Source organism: Salinigranum rubrum (assembly GCF_002906575.1).
GTDB classification, from domain to species: domain Archaea; phylum Halobacteriota; class Halobacteria; order Halobacteriales; family Haloferacaceae; genus Salinigranum; species Salinigranum rubrum.
The window spans coordinates 2,734,164-2,749,757 of record NZ_CP026309.1; the positions used below are offsets into that span (position 1 = coordinate 2,734,164).

Annotated in this window: 13 protein-coding genes and 1 pseudogene; 10 read left to right on the forward strand and 4 right to left on the reverse strand. The window is 61.2% G+C overall.

Going from position 1 to position 15,594, the window contains the following annotated elements; all coding sequences use genetic code 11:
- Positions 1 to 467: 467 nt before the first annotated feature.
- A pseudogene (locus C2R22_RS13500) lies at positions 468 to 925 on the reverse strand (transposase); the annotation flags it as partial.
- A 173-nt stretch (positions 926 to 1,098) separates the two neighbouring features.
- On the opposite strand from C2R22_RS13500, the gene C2R22_RS26390 reads away from it, so the two are divergent.
- Positions 1,099 to 1,257, forward strand: coding sequence for a hypothetical protein (locus C2R22_RS26390; RefSeq protein ID WP_245902767.1), 159 nt, complete (start codon positions 1,099 to 1,101; stop codon positions 1,255 to 1,257).
- Positions 1,254 to 1,610, forward strand: coding sequence for a glycosyltransferase (locus C2R22_RS26395; RefSeq protein WP_245902768.1), 357 nt, complete (start codon positions 1,254 to 1,256; stop codon positions 1,608 to 1,610). Before C2R22_RS26390 ends, C2R22_RS26395 begins: the two co-directional genes overlap by 4 nt.
- 58 nt (positions 1,611 to 1,668) lie before the next feature.
- Here the strand turns inward: C2R22_RS26395 and C2R22_RS13510 are convergent, their stop codons facing one another.
- Positions 1,669 to 2,607: a UbiA prenyltransferase family protein gene (locus tag C2R22_RS13510; protein ID WP_103426217.1), complete on the reverse strand. Its 939-nt coding sequence runs from the start codon at positions 2,605 to 2,607 to the stop codon at positions 1,669 to 1,671.
- Between the two features lie 3 nt (positions 2,608 to 2,610).
- Positions 2,611 to 3,615: an NAD-dependent epimerase/dehydratase family protein gene (locus C2R22_RS13515; RefSeq protein ID WP_103426218.1), complete on the reverse strand. Its 1,005-nt coding sequence runs from the start codon at positions 3,613 to 3,615 to the stop codon at positions 2,611 to 2,613.
- A gap of 126 nt (positions 3,616 to 3,741) precedes the next feature.
- Here C2R22_RS13515 and C2R22_RS13520 point away from each other — a divergent pair, with 126 nt between their 5' ends.
- The 4 genes from C2R22_RS13520 (at position 3,742) to C2R22_RS13535 (ending at position 9,913) form a co-directional block, all read left to right on the forward strand.
- A complete protein-coding gene (locus C2R22_RS13520; protein WP_103426219.1) occupies positions 3,742 to 4,383 on the forward strand; it encodes a PHP domain-containing protein in 642 nt (213 codons plus the stop codon).
- Complete coding sequence (locus C2R22_RS13525) at positions 4,380 to 5,363, forward strand: lysylphosphatidylglycerol synthase transmembrane domain-containing protein (RefSeq protein WP_103426220.1); 984 nt, start codon at positions 4,380 to 4,382, stop codon at positions 5,361 to 5,363. Before C2R22_RS13520 ends, C2R22_RS13525 begins: the two co-directional genes overlap by 4 nt.
- Positions 5,364 to 5,597: 234 nt before the next feature.
- Positions 5,598 to 7,676: an ArnT family glycosyltransferase gene (locus tag C2R22_RS13530; RefSeq protein ID WP_103426221.1), complete on the forward strand. Its 2,079-nt coding sequence runs from the start codon at positions 5,598 to 5,600 to the stop codon at positions 7,674 to 7,676.
- 374 nt (positions 7,677 to 8,050) lie between these two features.
- Complete coding sequence (locus tag C2R22_RS13535) at positions 8,051 to 9,913, forward strand: hypothetical protein (protein ID WP_103426222.1); 1,863 nt, start codon at positions 8,051 to 8,053, stop codon at positions 9,911 to 9,913.
- Between the two features lie 31 nt (positions 9,914 to 9,944).
- On the opposite strand, the gene C2R22_RS13540 is transcribed toward C2R22_RS13535, so the two are convergent.
- The gene (locus C2R22_RS13540) at positions 9,945 to 11,021 is read right to left on the reverse strand and encodes an NAD-dependent epimerase/dehydratase family protein (RefSeq protein WP_103426223.1); all 1,077 of its coding nucleotides are present in this window, start codon (positions 11,019 to 11,021) and stop codon (positions 9,945 to 9,947) included.
- Between the two features lie 210 nt (positions 11,022 to 11,231).
- Between C2R22_RS13540 and C2R22_RS13545 the strand changes: the two genes are divergently transcribed.
- The 4 genes from C2R22_RS13545 (at position 11,232) to C2R22_RS13565 (ending at position 15,545) form a co-directional block, all read left to right on the forward strand.
- Positions 11,232 to 11,459 carry a hypothetical protein gene (locus C2R22_RS13545; protein ID WP_394342395.1) on the forward strand — a complete coding sequence of 76 codons (228 nt, stop codon included), beginning with the start codon at positions 11,232 to 11,234 and terminating at the stop codon, positions 11,457 to 11,459.
- A gap of 1 nt (position 11,460) precedes the next feature.
- Positions 11,461 to 13,965: a DUF4350 domain-containing protein gene (locus C2R22_RS25900; protein WP_216824735.1), complete on the forward strand. Its 2,505-nt coding sequence runs from the start codon at positions 11,461 to 11,463 to the stop codon at positions 13,963 to 13,965.
- 222 nt (positions 13,966 to 14,187) lie between these two features.
- Positions 14,188 to 14,631: a hypothetical protein gene (locus C2R22_RS13560; RefSeq protein ID WP_162562489.1), complete on the forward strand. Its 444-nt coding sequence runs from the start codon at positions 14,188 to 14,190 to the stop codon at positions 14,629 to 14,631.
- Positions 14,628 to 15,545, forward strand: coding sequence for a hypothetical protein (locus C2R22_RS13565; RefSeq protein ID WP_103426227.1), 918 nt, complete (start codon positions 14,628 to 14,630; stop codon positions 15,543 to 15,545). Before C2R22_RS13560 ends, C2R22_RS13565 begins: the two co-directional genes overlap by 4 nt.
- Positions 15,546 to 15,594: the final 49 nt, after the last annotated feature.

The following is a 15,594-nucleotide window of genomic DNA, read 5'->3' on the forward strand; positions in this document are numbered from 1 at the left end:
CGGTAGCGACAGGCCAAGCGTTGTCCGGTGCTCTAAATTCACAGTCTCGACGAGGAGATTCGTTACGGAATCTTGAGCGGTGCGGATCGGTTCACTCGCGACGGTTGCAAACGCCCCGAATAGACGATTCGCGCGCCTACGATTACGAAGAGGCTTCCGACGATGATGGAATTCAGGCCCAATGTGACGTTGTTGAGTTGGATTCCCGAGATCGAGAGCATGAGTATGGAGACGCCGATTATTGCGAGAAGTATCTCATGTTCGGAGAATAAGTACCCGGGGTATTCACGAGTATGAACTTCACGTGGCGCCAGCCGTCCCGGAACGAGTCCAAGGTCGCTTCGCCCTCACGCCCGTGGTACGTAATCGGCTGTTCCTCGATGTGGAAATCCGGCCCCAGCCCGCATGATCATCTCCGAGGCGAACTTCATACCGGTCGTCTCGGGGTTCATAATCTCGTACGCCTCGCGCGTGAACACCCCACGCGAGCGCGACTCGCGGTCGCGCTCAGGACCCTTCTTCCCGGCAGAAACGTACACTTCGTCCATCTCGACCGGTCCCTCCAAGGCGAGGGAAGACACATCAAGCGCTGAGACGAAGCGCTCAACGGCCAGTGCATCGTCTTGTAGATGACACCGATCTCTCGCTGAAGTTGGCGAAGGGTCGTGTTGAACCGAAGGAACATGTAGATCGAGAACAACCATTTCCGAAGCGCGACCTTCGAGTGAGCGAAAATCGTACCAGTCTTATCGTTGAAGGTTCGGTCGCGATCCTTACAGAGATACCGCTGAAAGTGCCCGTAGCTGCCGTTTCTGACCGTCAGGTCAGAACGGCAGCGGAGACAAGTCACACTGTCACGCCAGCGAACCTGTTGGAGCAGGTCCGCTGCGACCGATTCCGACCCAAACACTTCCAGTGGAATCATCAGTGTCGGGCACCGCTGACGCGGTGCCCTTGTCCTCTTCGGCTCCACAGCTACGGCTGAACAGCATCAGCAATCTCCTACAGAAGAGCGGTGATGTTAATCAAATTCAGATCGTACCGCTTCCCACCGAATCATACCGTGCTGACGGACGGCCGGGGTTCGATATTCTATTCGTGGGGCGACTAATCGAAGAGAAGCGTGTCGACGCGCTCCTGGACGCGCTCAACCGAGTCGCCGAAGAGTACGACGTGACGCTGGGAAGAGTAGGGGACGTCCACAGGTCGACGCATTTCGAGACCGGGGGTCGGCCCTCGACCATGCAGGGCGGGTGACCTTCCTCGGGTTCCTCGACGATTACAAGGACGTCCTCGGCCACATGCGTGCTGTTCGCGTTTTCGCCTCGCCGTCGACGCGAGAAGTCTTTGGAATCATCCGCGCCGAAGCGATGGCCGCAGTCTGTACTGTCATCGCAGCGGATCACCCCACTTCAGCAGTGGGTGAAGTAGTCGACGACGCAGGATACCTCGTCGAGCCGACGGTCGATGGCGTAGCTGAGGCACTGGACCACGCACTGTCGGGAGAACGACCACCGACCACTCCGACAGAACATGCGACACGGTACGACTGGGATACGGTTGCGAAGCAGGCCGAGGAAGTGTATCAGCGAGCAATCGACACCCGATAAGGACCCCAACCAGAGTTGCGCCTCGGGTTCGTCGTTTGAAGGAAACAACCGGACAGTACTACGAGAACATGATCGCCTGAAACTCGTCGACCGTTTTCACTGGGAGGAAATACAACACGGCAAACGTCACCAGCGCCCACAACAGCAGATTGACCATCATCGGCCGGTCGACGAACATCCGCTCGGGCTGTTTCATGCCCTTCTCGATGGTCAAATACCCGTACCGGAATACGGCATAGAGCGCGAACGGAATCGTGAGCATCATCGCATCTGAGCGGACGAAGAACGTGTACAACGAGTACGAGACCAACAGGACGGCACACACGCTGATGAACATGACCTGCAGTAACTCACCTGAGTAATCGTCCAAGCTCTGTCGGATGTCTTCGCCATTCTCCACGCTACCAAGCTCAGCCCGTCGCTTTCCAGTCCCGAGAAGCAGCGCAGTCAAGAACGTACACAGCACGAGCCACGGGCTGATGGGGGCACCGACGAGGACGACCCCGGCAATCGCGCGGATCACGAAGCCGACGCCGAGGATGAGGAGGTCAACGAAAATATAGTCTTTCAGCCCTACACTGTACAGCGCGTTCTGCACGACGTACACGACGAGGAGGAACCCGAACGCCGGATCGATGACCCAGCCAACGGCCGGCCCAGCGACCAATCCAGGAAACGCGACCCCTGCCGCGACGGCAACGCTCACCCGTCCGCTCGCGATCGGACGGTGTTTCTTTCGCGGGTGATTCCGGTCCTCCTTGATGTCCATGATGTCGTTGACGATATACACACAGCCAGCCGTGAGTGAGAAGACGGTAGCCCCGACCACGACGCGGAGCCAGATGGCGACGTCAAGCGGATCGAAGTACTGAAACGAGAACACGACCGGGACGAAGATGATGAGCTGCTTGTACCACTGCCACGGACGAAGCGAGTAGACGATTCCCGTGACGGTGGAGCTGGCTGTCCCGCTGTAGGTCAACGACTCGTCACTCATTCGTTATACGTCGAGCCCTCCGTGCTCCCATGCCCATTCGATGCTCTCGCGCATGCCCGATTCGAGATCAGTGGCCGGTTCGTAGCCCAGTTCCTCTTTTGCCTTCGTCACGTCACACGCGATGGTTCGGCTCATCTCCCCGCCGACGTGGACGTTCTTCTCGTATACCCCGAGCTTCGCGAACGTCTTGTCCGCGACCTCAAGTACCTGTGACGCGACCTTCGGGACGCGGCGAGGACTGTAGCTGTCGACGACGCCTATCAGCCGAGCGATGGTCTCGTAGATGTGGTTCGTCGTGTACGGTTTCTCGTCGGCGATCCAGTACGTCTCACCCTTGGCCGTCGACGACTGCTCCATGACGAGCTGCAGGGCTTCGACCAGCTTGGGGATGTACGTCATACTCCGCAGGTTCGTCCCGTCACCGAACATGATGGGGTTCCCCTCGGCGATCATCTCCATCAGGGTATCCATCCGTTCTGGCTGGCCCGGTCCGTAGTACCAGCAGGGTCGGACCACGGTGTAGTCGATGCCGTACTCGCGCTCGTACCCACGGACGTGTTCCTCGGCGAGGTACTTCGAGCGTCCGTAGGGGCTCTCCGGTCGGCACGGCATGCCTTCGGTCATCAGTTCGTCGCGCGAATCGTTGAATCCCTGGGCCGCGTTCGAGGAGATGTAGACAAAGTGGTCCGCTCCGTGTTGCCGAGCGCCTTCGAGCATGTTGCGCGTTCCCCGGGTGTTGATGTCGTAGAACATATCGACTCCGAGGAGCTTCGGCGGATGGATGATGCCCGCACAGTGAAAAACCGTATCGACTCCATCGGTGTAGGCCTCGTCGAGAGACTCCTGATCAGTGATGTCCCCGTAGTAGACGTCGACGTCGTAGGAGTCGAGCGGGGTCGTGTCGACTCCGGGGAGCGTGAGACACCGAATTTCCTCTGCAGAGTCATCGAGACGGGCGATGAGCTCGTTCCCGAGCCAACCCGGGGCACCCGTAACGAGGATACTCATATGAATGAGCGGTATGTATAGCGGAACTTATACGTGTGGGATTCGCGATTGTGGACGACGTGCGCAAGGACTAATCCTACGGATTTAATCTGTGGTCGGTCCCACACATCGGTAGACGCGATAAGAATGACGCGACGGTACGATCTACAGGTCCACACGGACGCCTCGCCCTGCTCGGACACCGCGCCGAGAGCAGTCGTGACTGCGGCGGTCGAGGCTGGTCTCGACGGAATTGCGATCACGGACCACGACACCGTCGAGAACACCGCGGTAGTCGAACGTCTTGCACCAGCGTCGTTCAACGTTATCTCCGGGGTCGAGGTAACGACGACACAGGGTCACCTCCTCGCACTCGACGTCGAAGCCCCCCCACCGCAGACGACTCCGGTAGAAGTCATCGAGTGGATCCACGACCACGGTGGTGTCGCCGTCCTCTCGCACCCGTTCGACACCCTTCGACAGTACTACACTGAGAACCTGCAGGAGATCGCGACACTCGTCGACGCGGTGGAGGGGATCAACTCCCGGTGTGTCTTCCCACAGTTTAATCGACGCGCACAGTCGTTCGCGGTCGCACACTCGCTCCCGATCACAGGTGGGAGCGACGCACATTTCCCACGAGAGGTGGGACGAGCGTACACGAAGTGTGAGGGAGACCTCATCGATTCAATCCGGAGTAACGAAGTCCGAGCGTGCGGTCGTGGTGGCTATCTCTCCGGCCACGTCGCGACGAAGATACACCAGGCACGGACGGCACTCTCACGATGAAATCCGAGACGAACGGGGGTAGTACGTTGGTTCCCCGGATGGGTAGTCTCCTCCGGAAACACGGTGTGGAACTCACGGTCCTCCTCGGAGTCGCCGTGTTCTTCGGTCTCATCGTCGCCGGCGACGCCGAGGCGGTTCGACGGACGTTCAGCGCGTTCGACTGGACCATCCTCTTCGTTGTCGCGGGCCTGACCACGGGCGGGTTCGCGTTTCGCTTTCTCAAGTGGGAGTACTACCTCCGTCGCCTCGGCATAGACGTGCCACTCGCTACGAGCCTCCTCGTCTTCGTCAGCGGGCTGATGATGGTCATCACACCGATGAAGGGCGGGGGCGTCTGGAAAGGGTGGCTCCTGAAAGACACCGAGGACGTGCCCATCAGTCGCGTCATCCCGGTGGTCTTTGCCGAGCGCGCGACTGACCTCTTAGCGCTGTCCGCGCTCGCGGCCATCGGTATCGTCCTCTACAACCGGTCGGCGGTGGTCGTCGTCGGACTCGTTGCCGCGTTCGTCGGTATCGTCCTCCTCGTGCAGTGGCGGGCGTTCTGCCTCACCGTCTTGGAGTGGGTCGGATCCCTTCCGGTCGTCGGGAGGTACACAGACCCCTTGAGAATCGCGTACGAGGACTCGTACGCGTTATTTCAGCTCCGCCCGCTCACGATTTCGTACGTTCTGAGTCTCTTCGCGTGGACGACCGAGGGAATCAGCCTTTGGTTCGTGCTTCGTGGGTTCGACGTGCCCGCAGAGCCACTCTTCGCGTTGTCCGTTTTTGGGATTGGGTCCGTCGTTGGCGGGGTGAGCATGCTCCCCGGCGGACTGGGGGCTGCCGAGGCGAGCATCGCCGGTCTCCTGCTTGCGTTCGGATACTCGGCTGCAGTCGCTACGAGCGCGACGATCGTCGTCCGCGTCGGGACGCTCTGGTACGGTGCGGTCTTCGGAGCTGTCGGATTCGGAGTGTTCAAACTCTGGCGAGCGCGCTCGTGAGTAGCTGGGTGATGAGATGGGTTTCGAGATACCAGTCACAAATAAATAGATGCCTCCACAACCCTCGCCCAGATGGATGGGCCGCCCTGACGCTCGACTCTGCCGATGGCTGCGTGAGAGAACAACCATCTCGCTCTCGTCGCCGTCGAACGCCCGCACGCAGACTCTCGGATTCGGCTACTCCCAGAAGAGTAGCCGTCTCTCTTCTCCCGTGGTGGTGAGAGGGTCGTACAGATGAGTACGTCCAGCGTCGTCGAAGCAATTGCCTCGCGGACGAACGTTCGTCGACGACCCGACGAGAGCTACATCGACTACTTCGAGCGACTCGATGAGACGCACGGCGTAGACGAGTCTGACCGCGAGCGACTCGAATCACTCGCAGAGAAGGAACTCTTCGCGCCGGAACCCACTCTCTCGGACGCCGAAAAGCGCGAAATCATAGAGATCTGTAATCGCACTCTCGGTCCCGAAGCGGCCGAGTCAGGCGAAAATCAGAGGATGCATATCTCGGCAAAAGATAGTGCAACTGCGTCGTCGGGTACTGGACAGCGCGACCCGTTCGAGTACGTGCAGATCGAAGACTCGACGCCGTCGACACCGAGGACCGAACGGTTACGACAGTCGTCCCGTTCTTGGACTCAGACAACGGAAAGGGACAGTCAGTTCCTCAGAAGCGCGTTCACGAGTTCCGACGTCGCATACCTCCTCCCGCTTGTCGCCTGCGGTGTGTTCGTATTCTTCTACGGACTCGGGGACTTCTCACTTTCGACCTGGGACGAAGGCTTCTACGCGAATCTCGCTCGACACATGGTCCAAAATGGCTACTGGATCGTTCCTCACATGTACTATACGATCGGGTTCCAACCGAGCGACTTCGAACCGTGGCTGAGACTTCCACCGCTCGGACTCTGGCTTCAGGCAATAGCGATGCTCGTCTTCGGAGTGAACGAGTTCGCCGCCCGCTTTCCGTCCGCGGCGGCGAGCGTCCTCACCGTGGCTATAGTTTATTTCATCGGGCGAAGTATTGAGTCGAGACGAGCGGGGTTCGTTGCCGGGCTTGTCTACCTCACGACACCACACGTTTACGCGGGCTTCAACGCCGGTCGCGATGGGGCACTCGACAGTCTTCTCGTGTTTTTCGGGAGTGTGTTCGTCTACACTACTTGGCTTGCTGCATCACGGGGAAATCGCCGCTGGCTTTTCCCGATGGGACTGTTCGCCGGACTTGCTGTCCTCACCAAAGGCTTCGGCGCGGGTGTGTTCCTCATCGTCGTGCTCCCACTGGCATTCTTTGCACAACGGGTGTTCATCTCAAAGGAGATGGGTCTCGCGGTTGGTCTCACAGGTCTCCTTACGCTCCCGTGGCCACTCTACATCTACTCACGGTTTGGAGACGTCTTCGTTCAAGAATTCTTTGTCAGATACGTGTTCGACCGAGCGGCTGGAGGAGCCTTCGGAACAAATACAAACACGCTCTTCTCGTTCATGGAGTACCCGTATGTCACTGAACTATTGTTTTCACCAGACCTACTTCATCCATGGACATTCATTCTGCTTGTTGGAATTCCTGTCTACGCATACCAGCGGATCATAACCGAAAAATCGGACTCCAAGCTGGAGGCTGGATTCCTCATCTGGTGGACGGTAGCCACATTGGGACTGTTCGCGTTCATCGGAAACAAGGTGTGGTACATCCTTCCGATGTATGTTCCTGCAGCGGTGCTCGTCGGGGGAATCGTTGACGACGCTATCAGTGGAAGAAGACCTGAGGCTCTCGTTGCCGCACTCGGTGCAGGACTCCTTCTCATCGTTTCGCCAGCCTACTCGCTCACACCGACCTCAGGAGAACTCACCGTTCCGGGGGTAGTGTTCACCGCCGGAGTGATTATTGTCGTGTGGGCCACGCCGATTCGGGAGCGGCTGGATGGGTGGATACCGACGGTCGCATTCAGCGCGCTCTCGAAGGTCGTCCCACTTCTGGTCGCGATGATCCTCGTCGGTTCGTTCGTCGGCGTCCCCCCGACTTCGGCGGATCCGGCGCAACAGTCTCTCGCAGAGGAATTGAACCGTCAGTCGCCCCAGCCAGAACTCGTATTTATCGAGAGCGAGATGGACCGGCCCTTCCACACGTTCTCGTTCTACGCACAGCGCCCGCTAGAGAGCGGTCCAGTGTCCGAACTCCAGTCAAGCGGGGCGCGATACGCTATACTTACCGAAGAATCTCTGTCAGAGACTGATACGGCCACGAGAGTCATAATGAACAGTACAATCGGCGATAACCAACGGGTGAGCCTTGTGGAGGTTGAGCGGTGAGCAATTTGAGGTTGTTACTGTCGCCGACCAGAAGCCACAGAATAGTCGTGGCTACAGTAATCTTGCTCGTTCTCATCTCGCTTACACCGGTCGCGTCCGGAGAACAGACGAGCGACCCTGCAACACTTGCGGCGCAGTCCTCAATAGAGATAGTCTCCGTCGGTGTGCATCAGACGCAATCACCATCTCCGAACAACTCGTCGGTAGTCCGGCACGAGAACCCGGAGAACGAGTCCAGTGAGGGTAATCTAGACGCGATCTCGTTCCGTCTTTCACAGTCACTTGCGAGCCGTCTCGAACAGAGTTCAGTCCAGATTAGCCGCGACCAGTACGAACTCGCCAAGGGGTACGTTGGGCCAGAGTACCGAAAGGAGGTGGGGCGGTACGTCGAACTCTCCGAGGAGACGCCGGGCGAATCCGACGACCAGACGGCCGAGCAACTCAAGAAGGCGGCGACAGACCAGCGACAACTCGCGAACCAACTGGAGGACCTCAGTCGAACCCGAGAACGGTACCGAGAGGCGAGACAAGAGGGGAACGAGTCGGGTGCTCGGGAGCTCGCCCGTCAACTTCAACGAACTGCCGACGACCTCGAACAGACACGAGGCGAGCTCGTCTCTGAGTACGATCAAATCTCGAATCGAACGTCCGTCGACCTCTCCGACGACGCTGATCTCGTGAACGAGACAGTTGCCCAGCGGACCGCCGAGGTCGAACAGATTCAGAACGCGGAGTTCGAGCCGACGTCACTCACTGTCGAGACCACGTCCTCGTCGACGAACGTCTCGTTCACGAATCCCGTCCAGCTCCGTGGTCAGTTGACAGCGAGCGGAGAACCACTCGGAGATCGAAGCATCCAGCTCGAAATCGGGGCGCAGCGCATCGAAGCCGAAACCGACGATGACGGGCGCTTCACCACCGAGTATCGTCCCATCACGTTACCGCTCGGCACTCAGCAGGTCGACGTGGTGTACGTCCCGCAAAACGAGTCCGACTACCAGCGGTCGAACGACACTGTCGGTGTGACCATCTCACAGGTCACCCCGGACGTGACCGCCTCGTCGAACGTTTCCACTGCACGATTCAACGACACGGTTCAAGTCTCGGTCGAGGTGTCGGCCGACGATGTAGCCGTGCCTGCTGCACCTGTCTCAATGTTCGTGGGTGGAGAGCGCGTCACCACGAATACAACTACAGAAGAGACAGACGAGACGGGACAGTACACCAAAACCGTTCGAGTGCCACTTGAACTCGCCGTCGACGAACAACCGATCCGCGTCGCGGTCGGGAACTCTACGAGCGCCATCGGCCGAACGCAAGCACAAACCAACATCACACTCCTCCCGACGAACGCGAGCCTCGTCGTGGAAACGATTCGGGTGAACGCGTCGGCCACTGGACCCGAGCGACGAGCCGTCATCACGCGGGGGCGGCTCGCGACGGCGAACGGGGTATCGGTCGGCGGACAAAGCGTCGAGATAGCGGTCGGAGGAATCCCGGTCACGACCGTACAGACTGACGAAAATGGCAGATTCAACACGACGATTCAGGTCCCCTCTATATTACTGCCGTCGACCGCTGGGGGCGAGGAAGCAATCGAAGTTACTGCAATTTACGACAATGAAGACACGAACCTCGAGGACACCACCGCGACGTCGAGCATCCTTTTCCAGGCGGAACTACTCAACGTCGTCGGGCGAAACCTCTCGTGGTCCCGCACAATCGCCGCGTTCCTCGTGCTCGGGTCGGCCGTCGCACTCCGACGACGGTACGACCGAGCGAAAGTCGAAGAGGTTCCGGACACGGCGATGGCGTCCCAGGGATCTGGACCAAACGCTGGGGACGACCCCGACGACGCTGCGCTGCTAAAACTGGCCGACCGCTGGCTCGAAGCCGGCCGGACGAGCGTGGCAGTGCAGTTCGCGTACGCGGCTGCACGCGCTCGATTCGTCGAAGCCTACGATGTCTCTGCAACGAAGACGCATTGGGAGTTCTACCAGGTCTGCCGGGCCGTCTCGGGCGAGGATCTGAACGACCTCGAGCGGCTCACCGCGCTCTACGAACGCGCCGCGTTCGCCGGAGAACCAGTCGAACGCGCGACTGCAGGAGAGGCGTACCTACTCGCAGAACAGATCCGCGACGCACTCGACGCGGAAACGGCGGCAGGGACTGAAACGCGGGCCGTCACCGACTCGGATCCTCGGATCTCACGGCCCGAGTCGAGAGAGGACAACTGAACTCACCCGTTATATCGACGCTCGGAACCGCTCAGAGCAGTTTGAACACCGGCTTCACGAGGCCGATCGCTCCCTGGTCCCACCCGACGCGGTGACCCAGTTCGCCCGCCTCGTCGGTCTCTGCGTCCTCGTCGTAGTTCTCGAGATACCACCGGTACGTCTCGATCAGCGCCTCCCGATTGGAGTACTGCGGCTCCCACCCGACCGCCTTGAGCTTCTCGACCGAGAGGTAGTGGTCGCGGTGGGCGGTCTCGTAGACCCACGGATACAGCGGCGAGAGGTCGAGACGTTCGAGTACCCGAAGCGTCCAGACGGCGGGCGTGACCGGAGTTCCAATCGTCCGCTTTCCCGTCCCTGCGTACTCGATAGGCGCCCGGAAGTCGCGCTTCATTGTCTCGAACTCGTCAGCGCCGACGTTGTACGTCTCGTTCGCGATGTCCTCGTCGGCCTCGACGAGCAGTTCGATCGCGTCGACGAGATCCGCGACGTGCAATAGCTGGTAGCGGTTGTTCCCCCAGCCGATGAGCGGGATGCTCGCACCGTCTTCGATCCAGTCGAAGAGGATCTCGAAGATTCCTAATCGACGGGGCCCGATGAAACTCGGCGGACGCAGGATCGAGATACACAACTCGTCTCGCATATCTTCGCAGAGCCGTTCGGCGTCGATCTTCGACTGCCCGTACGCCCCAATCGCCGAGAGGGGTGCGTCCTCGGTGATGGGCGAGTCTGCCTCATCGCCGTAGACGGTAATCGAAGAGATGAACATCACGCGGTCGACGTCCGCCTCGGCGGCTGCGTTGAGCACCGACCGGGTCCCGTCGACCGTCACGGACCGGATGCGCTCGTCGTCCCAGAGCGCGAGCGCGGCGGCGGCGTGGACCACCACGTCGACACCTTCCATCGCCTCGCGCATCAGCTCCTCGTCTCTGATGTCTCCCTTCACGTATTCGACGTCACTCAGGTTGTCGCCCTCCTCGAACGGCTTGAGGTCGAGCGCGGTGACGTCCCAGCCTAGAGTGGCAAAATGGTCACAGACGTGTAGGCCGAGAAAGCCCGTGCCGCCCGTGACGAGCATCGACTCTTGGCTACTCTGTCCAGTACCGCTCATGCGGATAGTCTCCGAGTCGATGTGTAATACCGTATCGATTCACCCGCGTTCGATCGTCGTGCGACCCGACACTCAGAAGGCAAGGAGCACCGCCCCGAGGTCGAGAGAACGGCCGTCGACCCAACCGATGCGTTAACAAGAGCAGATGAGATACTCCTTCGTGTGCCCGCGAACCGTCGCCGCCGATTCGTCCACGCCCAGTTAGCGTGGATGCTCGCGGCGGCACTCGTCCTCGCGCTTTTGGAGTCTCTCTCGTACGAGCTGTTCTTCGTCGTCTCGCTCATCGGTTTCCTCGTCGTCGTCGAACTCACCGAACCGATCCGAATCACCCCTACGTGGCGACGGCGACTCCGCTGGCTCATCCCACCTGCACTCTTAGTGTTCGGCTACATCGTCGTCCGGCGCATCCTCGAAATCCTCCCGAGTGGGGTGCTCTGACGTGGCTGACCTCTCGTGGCTCAAGTCGCCGCAGGCACTGCTCGCGTGTCTCGTCGTCCTCCTCCTTGTGACCGTCGGCGTGGCGGCCAGCACCTCCTCGGCGTCGTTCGGCGCGTACAACCCCGCGTGGGACGGCGCGTCGGGACTACAGGGTCAAGCGACTGCAGTAGGGACCGAGAGTCGGCTCACACTCAACGTCACCGCCTACGAGACCGTCGACCCCAACGAGACCGTCGCCGTGATTCTCACCCCGGACCGAGCCTACACTTCCGAAGAGGCAGCACGAGTCCGCGCGTTCGTCGAACGGGGCGGAACGCTCGTCGTCGCAGAGGACTTCGGACCCCACTCCAATACACTCCTCGAAGACATCGGCGCGAGCACTACCGTCGACGGACGACTCCTCCGAGACGAGCGCTACTACTACCAGTCGCCGAACATCACGGTCGCGAACAACGTGACGGAGCATCCCCTCACCGAAGATGTCGACCAACTGACGCTCAATCACGGGACGACGCTGGTCGTGAACCAGAGTCAAAACCCCCAGACGGAGATCCTCGTGAACTCGTCGTCGCTCGCGTATCTCGACACGAACCGGAACGCCGAACTCGACGGTGACGAGTCGCTCAACCAGCGGCCCGTCGCGACGGTCGAACCGGTGGGCCAGGGACAGGTCGTCGTGGTTTCGGACCCGAGCCTGCTCATCAACGCCATGCTCGACCGGCCGGGGAACCAGCAGTTCGTGCGGAACCTCTTCGAGACGCGCGAACAGGTCCTTCTCGACTACTCACACGCCGCGACGCTTCCCCCGCTCAGTTATGCTTACGTCGTGGTTCAGGAATCGAGAACCCTCCAGGTCCTCGTCGGACTCGCCGCCCTCGTCGTCGCCGTCCTCGTGAGCCGCGCTGGAACCCTCGTCCGGGACGGGCCACCGGAGACGAGACGTCACTGCTCGCGACGAATCGACTCATCGCGGGACTACGGGCGAAACATCCCGAGTGGGACGAGGAGCGAATCGAACGCGTGGCGAGCGCGTGGAATCGACGCGAGGACGACGGATGAGCGAACGAGGGCCGAACACATGAGAGTGAACAGACGACCGGTCGAGATCGGAGCGGTCGGCGTCGTCCTCGCGGTCTGTGGAGTCGTCTTCACGCAACCGCTCCTCCTGTTCGGTGCCGCCGGCGTGGGCGGGTGGCTCATCGGTCACCAGCGCGCGTTCGTCAGTGCCGTGAGAGCCACGGACCGCTCGTTGAGCGTGTCGATCCACCCGGCCGAACAACGGACGACAGTCGGCCGGGAGGTCCCCGTGGCCGTGACGGTCGAACTCGACGAACCTGCCCCGCTTCCGCTCAGAATCGAGCCGCAGACGCCAGTTGCTGCGACCATCTCCGACTACGTCCCCGCGACGCTCGACGCGGGGGAGACGAGCACGGAGTTCACGTACACGGTCGAGTTCCACGTCGCGGGGACACACGAACTCCGACCGCTCGAACTCACCCTCACGGACACGGACGGATCCTTCTCTGAGACCGTCGAGCGGGGGTCACCGGTCGAACTCGTCGTCAACGCCAGTGGACCGACGGGAATCCACGTCGGGCAGGGCGCGGAGGACGTGGCGAACTGGTACGGCGACGAGGATAAACAGCTGGCCGAACGGGGACTCGACCCCCAGGACATCCGCGCGTACGTTCCTGGTGACGTCATGAAGAACATCGACTGGAACGTGACGGCGCGGACGGGAGACCTCCACGTCCGACAGTACGGTCAGGAGAGCGACCGTCACGCGGTCGTCATCATCGACCAGCGACCGGCGATGAACGTCGGTCCCGAAGGCGAGACGAAGTTCGCCTACGCACGGGAGTTCGCGCTCGCACTCGTCGGCAGTGCCGACGCCGCCTTCGACTCGCTGGCGATCTACGGTGTCGACGAGGAGGGAATCGTCTCTCGGACCCAGTCGGCCGTGACGGGCGGCGGTGCGACCTCGCTTCACGAAGCGCTGCTCCGGATGACGCCACAGTCGACGGGGGAGAGAAATACCGCGACTCGGAGGTACGCCTCGCCCGTCGGACGGCAACGTGTCGCGGGCCGACTCGGTAGCGGCGACTCGTCGTTCGAGGAGCGTCTCCGACCGTTTTTCCGCCTGCAGCATCGCGAGCTGGTCTCGGGCGAGAAGAACCCCATCCAACTCGCCATCCAGCGCGAGCAGGCAATGGTGGACGACCGACTCAGCGTCCTCATCGTCACCGACGACTCCGACCCGCGACGCGTCTGGGACAGCGTCCAGTTCGGAACGCGAGTCGCCGACGACGTGAGCGTCTTTCTCACGCCACACGTCCTCTTCGCCCCCGACGGGCTCGCCGACCTCGAAGCGGCCTACGAGGCGTACCGGACGTTCGAGGAATTCAGAACCGAGCTCGACCGCATGCGTGGCGTGCGAGCGTTCGAGGTCGCCCCCAGCGACCGACTCCGAACGGTCGTGGAGTCGAGACGAACACAGTCGCAGTAGCGCTCGTTTGGCGTCGGTCTCCCATGCGTACACTCCGGAGGGACCTCGTTCGTGAGATTCCGTGGATAGGAGTGTTTATTCGTGTCGCGCCTCACCCTTGGATACGTGATGTCGCTTCGGTCTGGAGCCAGTCGACTCCGTTCGGGGGTGTCCCTCTCGAATCTCGTTCCTGACGCCCGTCCACGCGACGAGTGGACGCTCTTGGGTCTGTTCGGTCTCGTAGTGACAGGAGTCGTCTTCAGTTTCGTTGGCGGTCTCTTCGGCGCTCTCCTCGCACTCGTGTTCGGCGTCATCTGGCTGTTTGCTCCCACAGTGTACAGCTACGCGCTGGGTCACGTCCTCGCGCTCGGGATCTCCGCACAGGCGGTCACGGCCGTCGAACTGCTGTTTATCGAGATGGGTCTCGTCGCGGTGCTTCTGGGGCCGCTGATCACCCCACGGGACGAAAGCGGGACCGAGAACCGGATTCGCAGCCTCCGCTCGCGGTCAGTGATCGGTGCGGGGAGTGCCCTCTTCGCCGTCGTCGTGGTCGGCCTCGCAGCCGTCGACCTGCTCTGGCTCAACGCAACGCTTCTCGTCGCCGTGGGCGTCCTCGTTGCCTACGCGCTCCACCGGTACGAACGAGTCGCGCTCGGCCTCGCTGACGACGAGAGGAGTGTCGAATGAGCGAAGCCGACAATCGAGGTGGGCCGGCGAACGGCGAGCAGCCCGACATCCGCTTCGACGAGGAGGGGACCGTGTCGTCGCAGGAGCTGCGGGATGCAGACGAACTCGAACGACTCCGGGTGGAGAACGAACGACTCCGACGGGAGTATCGGCACACACGACGTGCAGAGTACAATCGGACAGCGCTCGGGCTGGGTCTCGTCGGTCTCGTGGCGGTCGGCGCGGGGGTGGTGTTCCCGAGCGCCCGCGAGGTCCTCCTCATCATCGGAGCCATCGGCCTCTTCTCGGCCGTCCTCACGCGGTTCGTCACACCCGGTCGGTTCCTCCCGGTCGACATCGCCGAGGGCGTCTACGACGCCGTCGACGAGAGTCGCGGTGCCCTGGTAGCGGAACTCGGGCTCAGTGGCAGCGCTCGGTACGTCCCCCTCGACGACGGGGCGACGGTCCGTCTGTTCGTCCCACAGAACGACGAGGTTCCGCTCTCGAACGCGGACGACCTCCGCTCGACGCTGGTCGTCTCCCAGGACGCGTCCCGACGAGGCGTCGCGTTCACTCCAACGGGTCGAACGCTCTTTCGCGAGTTCGAGGACACGCTTCAGGGAGAACTGAGCGAGACGCCGCGCTCGGCGGCACAGGAGCTCGCCGAGGGACTGACAGATGGATTGGAACTGGTCGACAGTGCTGACGTAGACGTCGATCGGGAGGGCCGGCGTGTCTCCCTGCGCCTGCGAGACGTCCCGTTCGGGGCCGTCGACCGGGTGGACCACCCCGTCGTCTCGTTCGTCGGTGTCGGGTTGGCAACTGCGCTTGGTACATCTGTCTCGGTCGCCGATGCACGCCGTGACGAGAGTGAGGCGGTCGTCTCGTACGTCTGGACGGCGCGTTCCAACGGAGACGAACAAGAGCAGCAGTAGTTAAAACGGCAGCACAGTCAATTATTTGACTCGCGAATAGCATTATTGC